Source organism: Streptomyces sp. NPDC028635 (assembly GCF_040637635.1).
Taxonomy (GTDB): Bacteria; Actinomycetota; Actinomycetes; order Streptomycetales; family Streptomycetaceae; genus Streptomyces.
Genome location: NZ_JBEZWX010000077.1, coordinates 1 through 9,203, shown reverse-complemented (window position 1 = coordinate 9,203; position 9,203 = coordinate 1). Strand labels below are relative to the sequence as shown.

General features: G+C 71.8%; 9 protein-coding genes. 2 read left to right on the top strand and 7 right to left on the bottom strand.

Annotated elements, in window-relative coordinates; genetic code table 11:
• On the top strand, positions 1 to 187 hold a 187-nt coding region (locus AB0E88_RS35475), incomplete at its 5' end, for a hypothetical protein (protein ID WP_361639273.1).
• A 165-nt stretch (positions 188 to 352) separates the two neighbouring features.
• Here the strand turns inward: AB0E88_RS35475 and AB0E88_RS35470 are convergent.
• Positions 353 to 1,360 (bottom strand): stage II sporulation protein M, encoded by a 1,008-nt coding sequence (locus AB0E88_RS35470; RefSeq protein WP_361639270.1) that lies wholly within the window; start codon positions 1,358 to 1,360, stop codon positions 353 to 355.
• Positions 1,361 to 1,490: 130 nt separating this feature from the next.
• Here AB0E88_RS35470 and AB0E88_RS35465 point away from each other — a divergent pair, with 130 nt between their 5' ends.
• Positions 1,491 to 2,477, top strand: a complete 987-nt coding sequence (locus AB0E88_RS35465; RefSeq protein WP_361639268.1) for an RDD family protein — start codon at positions 1,491 to 1,493, stop codon at positions 2,475 to 2,477.
• Positions 2,478 to 2,532: 55 nt separating this feature from the next.
• Here the strand turns inward: AB0E88_RS35465 and AB0E88_RS35460 are convergent, their stop codons facing one another.
• From AB0E88_RS35460 to AB0E88_RS35435, 6 genes are all read right to left on the bottom strand, one after another.
• Positions 2,533 to 3,147 carry a hypothetical protein gene (locus AB0E88_RS35460; RefSeq protein WP_361639265.1) on the bottom strand — a complete coding sequence of 205 codons (615 nt, stop codon included), beginning with the start codon at positions 3,145 to 3,147 and terminating at the stop codon, positions 2,533 to 2,535.
• Positions 3,148 to 3,304: 157 nt separating this feature from the next.
• Complete coding sequence (ahcY, locus tag AB0E88_RS35455; RefSeq protein ID WP_361639262.1) at positions 3,305 to 4,762, bottom strand: adenosylhomocysteinase; 1,458 nt, start codon at positions 4,760 to 4,762, stop codon at positions 3,305 to 3,307.
• A gap of 277 nt (positions 4,763 to 5,039) precedes the next feature.
• Positions 5,040 to 6,020, bottom strand: coding sequence for a cation diffusion facilitator family transporter (locus AB0E88_RS35450; RefSeq protein ID WP_361639259.1), 981 nt, complete (start codon positions 6,018 to 6,020; stop codon positions 5,040 to 5,042).
• 159 nt (positions 6,021 to 6,179) lie between these two features.
• A complete protein-coding gene (gene manA / locus AB0E88_RS35445; protein WP_361639257.1) occupies positions 6,180 to 7,331 on the bottom strand; it encodes a mannose-6-phosphate isomerase, class I in 1,152 nt (383 codons plus the stop codon).
• A 72-nt stretch (positions 7,332 to 7,403) separates the two neighbouring features.
• Positions 7,404 to 8,531, bottom strand: coding sequence for an SIS domain-containing protein (locus tag AB0E88_RS35440; RefSeq protein WP_361639254.1), 1,128 nt, complete (start codon positions 8,529 to 8,531; stop codon positions 7,404 to 7,406).
• Positions 8,532 to 8,583: 52 nt separating this feature from the next.
• Entirely contained in the window at positions 8,584 to 8,754 is a 171-nt protein-coding gene (locus AB0E88_RS35435) for a Trm112 family protein (protein WP_007382472.1), read from the bottom strand.
• Positions 8,755 to 9,203 lie beyond the last annotated feature (449 nt).

The window sequence follows — 9,203 nt, the reverse complement described above, 5'->3', positions numbered from 1 at the left end:
CCTCTCGGGCTTTCCTCCGGGCTTCCCTTCGGTCTTGCGTTTCCGACTCTATCAGATCTTTTCTCGATCCGATTTCCTCGGTGCTTTCCAGGTTTCCGCTCTCGCGTTTCCCTTTCCGGCGGTTCCGACTTTATCAGATGTTTTCAGGCTGTTTGACCAGCCGTCCATTTCCGATTCATCGGGGTGACTCACTCGGAATTGATGTTCCATGGAGCCTGTAGATACTCACTGTAGCCGACCGGACGCTGTCCAGTTCCAGGCAACTGTTCGAATCTACCTCCTCGTCCACTCCGTGTCAACGGGGTTTCCGGGGCGAAGGAGAGATTAACAGCTCGGGAGGGGTGGATGCACATCAGGCGGCCGTCGGCAGCGTGGCGCTGCGTTCCGCCGCCTCCACGTCACCGCTCTCGCCCTCCCGTACGGCCCTCCCGCCGAGCACGAAGACGTAGGTCAGGAAGGCTCCTTCGGCGGCTATGCCGATGGCGATGCGGGCCCAGGTGGGCAGGCCCGACGGGGTGACGAAGCCTTCGATCGCGCCGGAGACGAACAGGACGAGGGCGAGACCGATGGCCATGCCGATCGCGGCCCGGCCTTCCTCGGCCAGGGCGGTACGCCGGGTACGCGGGCCGGGGTCGACGACCGTCCAGCCCAGGCGCAGGCCGGTGCCGGCGGCGACGAAGACCGCCGTCAGTTCCAGCAGGCCGTGCGGGAGGACCAGGCCGAGAAAGGTGTCCAGGCGGCCGGCGGAGGACATCAGGCCGATCCCGACGCCCAGGTTGAGCATGTTCAGGAAGAGGATCCAGAGGACCGGCAGGCCCAGGAAGACCCCCATGACGAGGCAGACGGCGGCGGCCTGTGCGTTGTTCGTCCACACCTGTGCGGCGAAGGATGCGGCCGGGTGGCTCGAGTAGTACGTCTCGTACTCGCCGCCCGGGCGGGTGAGCTGGCGCAGCTCCCCGGGTGCCGCGATGGCGGACTGGACGTCGGGGTGGGTGCCGATCCACCAGCCGAGCAGGGCGGCGACCACGGTGGACAGCAGCGCCGCGGGTACCCACCAGTGGCGTGAGCGGTAGACGGCTGCTGGGAAACCGCGGGTCAGGAAGCGGGTCACGTCGCGCCAGGAGGCACGGCGGGTTCCGGTCACCGCACTACGCGCGCGTGCGACGAGCTGGCTGAGCCGGCCGGTCAGCTGTGGATCGGGGGCGCTGGACTGGATCAGGGAGAGGTGGGTGGCGGTGCGTTGATACAGGGCGACGAGTTCGTCGGCCTCGGCTCCGGTGAGACGGCGGCGCCGTCCGAGCAGGATGTCGAGGCGTTCCCACTCGGCTCGGTGGGCGGAGACGAAGACGTCGAGGTCCATCGGTGTGCCTGCTCCTGCGCGGTTCGTCGGCGGCTCGGCCTGGGGTCAGCTTGTCGTACTGCGGCGCGATGCGCCCTCAGCTTGGCAGACTGGCGGTTCTCAGGGCAGGTCAGGGGAAGGGGCGTCGGGCGTGAGTGAGCTGGTGACGGGCGAGGCGGTGGCGCTGGAGCTACGCCCCGCGAAACTGCCCAGCAGGGCGCTCGCCGTGCTGATCGATCTGGTCGCGGCCATGGCGGCGTACACGATCGTGACCTTGGTCCTGCTGGTGGCGACGGCGTCGTTGGACGAGGCGGCGCAGACGGCGGTGTCGATCGCGACGTTCGTGCTGGTGCTGGTGGGCGCGCCGATCGCCGTGGAGACGCTCAGTCATGGGCGGTCGTTGGGGAAGCTGGCCGCGGGGCTGCGGGTGGTGCGGGACGACGGCGGGCCGATCCGGTTCCGGCATGCGCTGGTGCGGGGCGCGGTCGGTGTGGTGGAGATCCTGCTGACGTTCGGGGTGGTGGCCTGTATCGCCTCCCTCGTCTCGGAGCGGGGCCGGCGGCTGGGCGACGTGTTCGCGGGAACGCTGGTCGTGCGGGAGCGGGTGCCGCAAGCGCGGTCGGGTTTCCTGCCGCCTCCGCCGCCGTGGCTTGCGGGGCGGTTCGGGCAGCTGGACCTGTCGGCGGTGCCGGACGGCCTGTGGCTCGCGATCCGTCAGTACCTGACGCGGATGCAGCAGCTGGACCCGCAGGTCGGCTCGGACATGGCCCAGCGTCTCGCGGGCGATCTCGCGGCGCGTACGGGTGCTCCGGTGCCGCCCGGGGTCCCGCCGGCCGCGTTCCTCGCGGCGGTTCTGCAGGAACGGCAGGTCAGGGAGGCCCGGCGGGCCTTCGCCGGTGGACCGCACACGGCGACGCCGCCGGGCGGTGGGTCGAGTGCGGCCGCTGCGGGCGCGTTCGCCCCCGCTCCCTCCTCCTCGGCTCCCGCGTCGTTCGCCGCCCCGGGTCCGGTGCCGGCCTCCCCGGTCCCCTCTGCGCCGACCGCCGCGCCTGTGCCGAACACCCCGTCCTCTCCTCCCGTCTCCCCCGCCGAGCCGGCGGACGGCCGTTCCCGCACGGGTTTCGCCCCGCCCGCCTGATCTGCCCGCCCGTCCCGGCCCCGGGGCGGAACGGAGAGTCTGGAGATCCGGTCCCTCAGGGAAAGACCGACGGCGGTGACTCGAGGTCCTCCAGCTCGATGCCGGGGGCTGCGAGGACGACGTCGCCGGCGATGTGCACGGTGTGCTGCTCGCCCGTGTCCAGGGCTGTGACCTGGTATTCGTCCACGGTCAGGGGCCCGTTGTCAGTGGCGTGTGCTTCTCTCTTCAGCAAGGCCCAGGACTGGTCCACGGTGCGGGGGGCGAGGACCGGGTCCGTGAAGGCGACGAGGCGTACGCGGGTCGCGGGACCGGAGGGGGTGAGGCGCAGGAGCCGTGTGGTGGCGACGAGGAAGGCGGGGGAGGTGCCGGTGAAGGCGTGGGCGCGCACATTGCCTTCGGAGGCGTGGGAGCCGGTGGGGTCGGTGCGGACCCAGGTGACACCGTCGAGGGCGGCTCCGCGCACCTGCCAGTCGCCCGCGTGGAGTTCCAGGCGGATGGGGCGGCCCAGCTCGTCGAGGGCGAGGTCGACGGAGCCGCGGTGATCGCCGCTCGGGGTGGTCAGCCGTGAGACATAGCGCCAGCCGGAGGGGCCGGGGGCGCACTGGAAGTGTTCTTCCGCGAGGGGGGTGTGATCGTGCGGATCGTGGAGCGAATAGCGGCCGCGGGGCATGGGGGTCCTGGATCGTGACGGGGCGTTCCGGCGGGTCCGGCGAGTCGTAACCGGTGTCCGGCCAGTCGTGACGGGCTGGTCCGGAACATGGGGCAGGCCCCCGGCACGGGGGTGCGGGGGCCTGCCTCGAACGTCGGTCAGCGCTGCTGACGTGTGATCAGTAGCGGTAGTGGTCGGCCTTGTACGGGCCGTCCACGTCCACGCCGATGTACGCCGCCTGCTCCGGGCGCAGCTTCGTCAGCTTCACGCCGAGGGCGTCCAGGTGGAGGCGGGCGACCTTCTCGTCGAGGTGCTTGGGCAGCACGTACACACCGGTCGGGTACTCGGACTGCTTGGTGAACAGCTCGATCTGCGCGATCGTCTGGTTCGCGAAGGAGTTGGACATCACGAACGAGGGGTGACCGGTGGCGTTGCCCAGGTTCAGCAGACGGCCCTCGGACAGCACGATGATCTTCTTGCCGTCGGGGAAGGTCCACGTGTGGACCTGCGGCTTCACCTCGTCCTTGACGATCCCGGGGATCTTCGCCAGACCGGCCATGTCGATCTCGTTGTCGAAGTGACCGATGTTCCCGACGATCGCCTGGTGCTTCATCCGGGCCATGTCGGAGGCCATGATGATGTCCTTGTTGCCGGTCGTCGTGACGAAGATGTCGGCCGTCTCCACCACCTCGTCCAGCGTGGTGACCTGGTAGCCGTCCATCGCCGCCTGCAGCGCGCAGATCGGGTCGATCTCGGTCACGATCACCCGGGCACCCTGACCGCGCAGCGACTCCGCACAGCCCTTGCCCACATCGCCGTACCCGAACACCACCGCGGTCTTGCCACCGATCAGCACATCCGTGGCACGGTTGATGCCGTCGATCAGCGAGTGACGGCAGCCGTACTTGTTGTCGAACTTCGACTTCGTCACCGAGTCGTTCACGTTGATCGCGGGGAACAGCAGCGTCCCCTCACGCATCATCTCGTACAGACGGTGGACACCCGTCGTGGTCTCCTCCGTGACACCGCGGATCTCGGACGCCAGCTGGGTCCACTTCTGCGGGGTCTCGGCGACGGTGCGGGTGAGCAGCTCGAGGATGACGCGGTGCTCGTCGGACTCGGCGGTGTCAGGCGAGGGGACCTTGCCGTCCTTCTCGTACTCGACGCCCTTGTGGACGAGGAGGGTGGCGTCACCGCCGTCGTCGAGGATCATGTTCGGGCCGCCGGTGGCCGTGCCGGGCCAGGTCAGCGCCTGCTCGGTGCACCACCAGTACTCCTCGAGCGTCTCGCCCTTCCAGGCGAAGACCGGGACACCCTGCGGGTTCTCGGGCGTGCCGTTCGGGCCGACGGCGATGGCCGCGGCGGCGTGGTCCTGCGTGGAGAAGATGTTGCAGGAGGCCCAGCGGACCTCCGCGCCGAGCGCGACCAGGGTCTCGATCAGCACGGCCGTCTGCACCGTCATGTGCAGCGAACCCGTGATGCGCGCGCCCGCCAGGGGCTGCGCCTCGGCGTACTCCTTGCGGATCGCCATCAGGCCCGGCATCTCGTGCTCGGCGAGGGTGATCTCCTTGCGGCCGAACTCGGCCAGGGACAGGTCGGCGACCTTGAAGTCCTGTCGGTTGTCGACAGTCGTCATGCGAGCTGCTCCTCGGGATTGGGTCGAGGGTGGGTACGGCTGGTCTGCGCGGCGGGCGGACACAGGGGTGCCCGAAAGAGGACACAGGCATGCCCGCGTGCGCGCAGCGCAGTCCGTCGGAGGCCCTCTCTCCCTCGGTCGGTCCGCGCGGCGGACCGCCCGACCGCCATCAGCAGCGACGTCTGGCTCTCTCCCAAGCTACACGGTCGGCCGGGCTGTCCCCAGTCCGCACCGAAATGCGTCCGGAGTTCGCCGATGGCGTGCCGGGGCTGCTCGGTCAGTGTCCGGCGCTGTGCGGGGTGGGGCCGCCAGGCGTGGCCTCGGGGTCGGGACCCTGGGCGGCCGCGGCCTCGCTGTAGATGTCGGGCTCGAGGTAGATGACGCGCGCGATGGGCACGGCGGCGCGGACGCGGGCCTCGGCGGCGTCGATGGCGGTGGCGACCTCGGCGGCGGTGTCGTCGTGCTGGACGGCGATCTTGGCGGCGATCAGCAGTTCCTCGGGGCCGAGGTGGAGGGTGCGCATGTGGATGATGCGGGTGACGGTGTCACCGTCGACGATCGCGGCCTCGATCTTCTTGATCTCTTCGAGGCCGGCGGCTTCGCCGAGCAGCAGCGACTTGGTCTCGGCGGCGAGGACGAGCGCGATGAGGACGAGCAGGACGCCGATGCAGACGGTGCCGATGCCGTCCCAGACGCCGTCGCCGGTGAGCAGGGTCAGGCCGACGCCGAAGAGGGCGAGGACCAGACCGATCAGCGCGCCGAAGTCCTCGAGCAGGACGACGGGCAGCTCGGGCGCCTTGGCGCGGCGGATGAACTGCGCCCAGGAGAGCTTGCCGCGCAGTTCGTTGGACTCCTTGATGGCCGTGCGGAAGGAGAAGCCCTCGGCGATGATCGCGAAGGCGAGGACGCCCACCGGCCAGTACCAGTGCTCCAGCTCGTGCGGGTGCCGGATCTTCTCGTAGCCCTCGTAGACGGCGAACATGCCGCCGACCGAGAACAGGACGATGGAGACCAGGAAGGCGTAGATGAACCGCTCGCGGCCGTACCCGAAGGGGTGCTGCGGGGTGGCCTCGCGCTGGGCGCGCTTCCCGCCGACCAGCAGCAGGAACTGGTTGCCGGAGTCGGCGACCGAGTGCACGCCCTCAGCGAGCATCGACGACGAGCCGCTGAACGCGAACGCCACGAACTTCGATACCGCGATCGCGAGGTTGGCGCCGAGTGCCGCCACGATCGCCCTGGTGCCGCCTGACGCGCTCATGTGTCCGCGTTGTCCCTTCGCCTGCGTGCGTTCTCGCCGTCCGGGCCTTTGCCCGCCCTTTGCCGGTGGGCCATTCTTGCAGCCCCCGTGACTCCGGCGTCCCGAGTGTCCACAGTCGCGGTCGTACGAACACACCGCAGCCGCGTCGGGAGTCGGCGGTCAGGCGATCATGGTGGCCCGGAAGAGCGTGCCGGCGCCGGACACCGCGGCCTTCTCCCCCGCCGCCACGAAGACGGACTGACCGGCGGTCAGCTCGTGTTCCCCGGCCCGGACGGCGCCCGCCGTGCACAGGAGGATCTGCGGGGTGGGCCGGGTGAGGTCATGGGCCGTGCCGCCCTCCGGCAGGGCGTAGCGGGAGAGACGGAACTCGTCGATGGGCGTCTCGTAGACCTCCTCGCCGTCCGGGGCGGCCTCCGGGCGCAGGACGCCGGGGTCGCTCGCCTCGAAGCGGACGACGCGCAGCAGTTCGGGGACGTCGACGTGCTTGGGGGTCAGGCCGCACCGCAGGACGTTGTCGGAGTTGGCCATGATCTCCACGCCCAGGCCGTCGAGGTAGGCGTGCGGTATGCCGGCGCCGAGGTAGAGGGCCTCGCCGGGCTGGAGCCGGACGTGGTTGAGGAGCATCGCGGCGATGACGCCGGGGTCGCCCGGGTAGTGGTGGGCGATCTGGGCGTACGGGGCGTAGTCGCCGCCGAGCCGGTCGCAGGCGGCCGCGGTCTCGGTGACGGTGTGGGCCATCTCCTCGCGGTCCGCGGTGAGGATCGCGGTCAGCACCTCGCGCAGGGCCGCTTCCTCGGGGTGGGCGTGCAGCAGGTCGACGTACGGCTTGAGGGAGTCGACGCCGAGACCGGCCAGCAGGTCGGCGGTGTGGACGGGGTCACGGAAGCCGCACAGGCCGTCGAACTCGGTGAGGGCGCAGATCAGTTCGGGCTTGTGGTTGGCGTCCTTGTAGTTGCGGTGCGGGGCGTCGAGCGGGATGCCGCGGCGCTCCTCGTCGTCGTACCCCTGGCGGGCCTGCTCCAGGTCGGGGTGGACCTGGAGGGAGAGGGGCGCGCCGGCGGCGAGCAGCTTGAGCAGGAACGGCAGTCGCGGGCCGAACTTCGCCACGGCGGCGGTGCCCAGTTCCCGCTCGGGGGCGGCCGCGATGACGTCGGCCAGGGTGCCGCGTGCGGTGCGCGAGGGAGCGCCCGGGTGCGCGCCCATCCACATCTCCGCCTGCGGTTCCCCGGTGGGCGCCACTCCGAGCAGCTGCGGGATCGCGGTGGTGGAGCCCCAGGCGTAGGGGCGGACGGTGTTGTCGAGGCGGTCCATGGGATCTCTCTGCGGGATGCGTGCGGGCCGGTGACGGGGCGTTCGGCGCGGGCCGGCGTGCCCGGGAAAAGATCAGGCCCTTGACGCGACGGCCAGGTAAACGGCGGCGAAATCGGTGATGGCGATCAGCTCGGCCAGCGTCTCCAGCTCGTCGCCCTCCTCCGGTTCCAGTTCGCTGATCGGGGTGTCGTGGCTGAGGGCCAGGTCGCGGGCGGCCGGGGCGGCGGTGAGATTGCCGATCGGGCGGTCGCGCAGCAGCACCACGCGCGCGTGCATGGCGGGCGGTTCCTCGACGCGGTCGCGGAAGAAGTCGTCCGGGTCGGCGCCTGCGGCCAGCGGGCCGGCGAGCAGCGCGCTGTGCGCGGCGAGCGCCTCGGGCAGTTCGGCGACGACGGCGGGCACGCCGGACAGCTCCGCGAGGGCGGCGGCGAAACGGCGGCCCGCGGGGCCCGCGGAGGTGCCCTCGGTCCAGACGAGGGGCAGGGCGTCGGCCAGTTCGGCGGCGAGGGTCTTGGCCGGGTTGCTGTACGTCGCGATGGCGGGGCCGCAGCGTTCGGCGACGTGGTCGAGGCGGTCGGCGACCTTCTCCAGGGCGTCGGGCGGCGCGGTGAGCAGGCCGACGCGGTCGAGCAGGGCGAGCAGGGGGGTGAGCAGCGCCCACAGGACGCCCGGCGCGGAGGCGGCGAGCGGTTCCTCCTGGTCGTACGGTGCGGTCGCCATCGGCAGGAACATGCCGTGGACGCCCGCGACGGCCTCTCCGAGGGGGGCGCCGGCGGGGGCGACCGCCACGACCGCGCAGCCGCGCCGGTACGCCTGCTCGGCGAGCTGGGCCAGGGAGGGCTCGGTGCCGTCCGGGGTGGCGATCAGCAGCAGGTCCACGGAGCCGGCCCAGCCGGGCAGCTCCCAGCGCAGCGCGCCCGCGGCGGGGGCGACACCGGTGGGGGCGAGCCGGATCACGGGGCTGCCGGGGCCGGCGAGGGTGCCGAGCAGGTCGGCGGCGTGGGTGGCGGCGGCGCCGGGGCCGGCGATGAGGACGGCGCGGGGGCGGCCGTCGGGTTTGAGGCCGTTGATACCGGCCTCGGCGGCCTGCCGGGCGGCGGTACGGACACGCGCGCCGGCCTCGGCGGCGCCGCGCAGCAGGGCGCGGCGGTCGGCCTCGGCCAGGGCCTCCGGCGTGTCGAGCAGCGATTCGTCGAGCATGGCGGCAGTCTCCGATCGCCGTGTCGTCGGTGCGCGGGCTTTCGCAGCGGTGTTACGCCGGGCGGCGGGCCTCGTCGACGAGCAGCACGGGGATGCCGTCGCGGACCGGGTACGCCAGGCCGCAGTCCTGACCGGTGCAGATCAGCTCGGTGTCCTGCTCCTTGAGGGGGGCGTGGCAGGCCGGGCAGGCGAGGATCTCCAGGAGGCCGGCTTCGAGCGGCATGGGCTGTCCCTTCGGATACGGCGGTGTGGGGTTGTGCCTGGTCAGCGTACCGCTGGGAGCGGCCTTGCGCGGGGCCTGTGGATAACCCGGTGCGCTGCGGCGACGGCACCGCCGTTGGGCTGCGCGCCCGGCGTTGGCTGTTCCGCCGTCGGGCTGCGCGCCCGGCGTTGGCTGTCCCGCCGTGGGGCTGCGCGCCCGGCGTTTCATCGCCCCCGGCGCCGTTGCCGGCCGGGGGTGGGGACGCTCACCGGCGCTGGCACGGCGCCGCTGCGCCCACCCGTGCCGCCCCAGCGGCACGACTGCCCGCAGCTAAGTCGGCATGGCACGGCCGCGCACCACGACGTTGCGGGACCCGGCGTGCGCCACGGCGTCGCCGCAGGCGCCGACGGCGGGGAGGGGACGGGGTGGGGGGTGTCCGCCCGCAGCGGCCGGCACCGGCACAGGGCGCC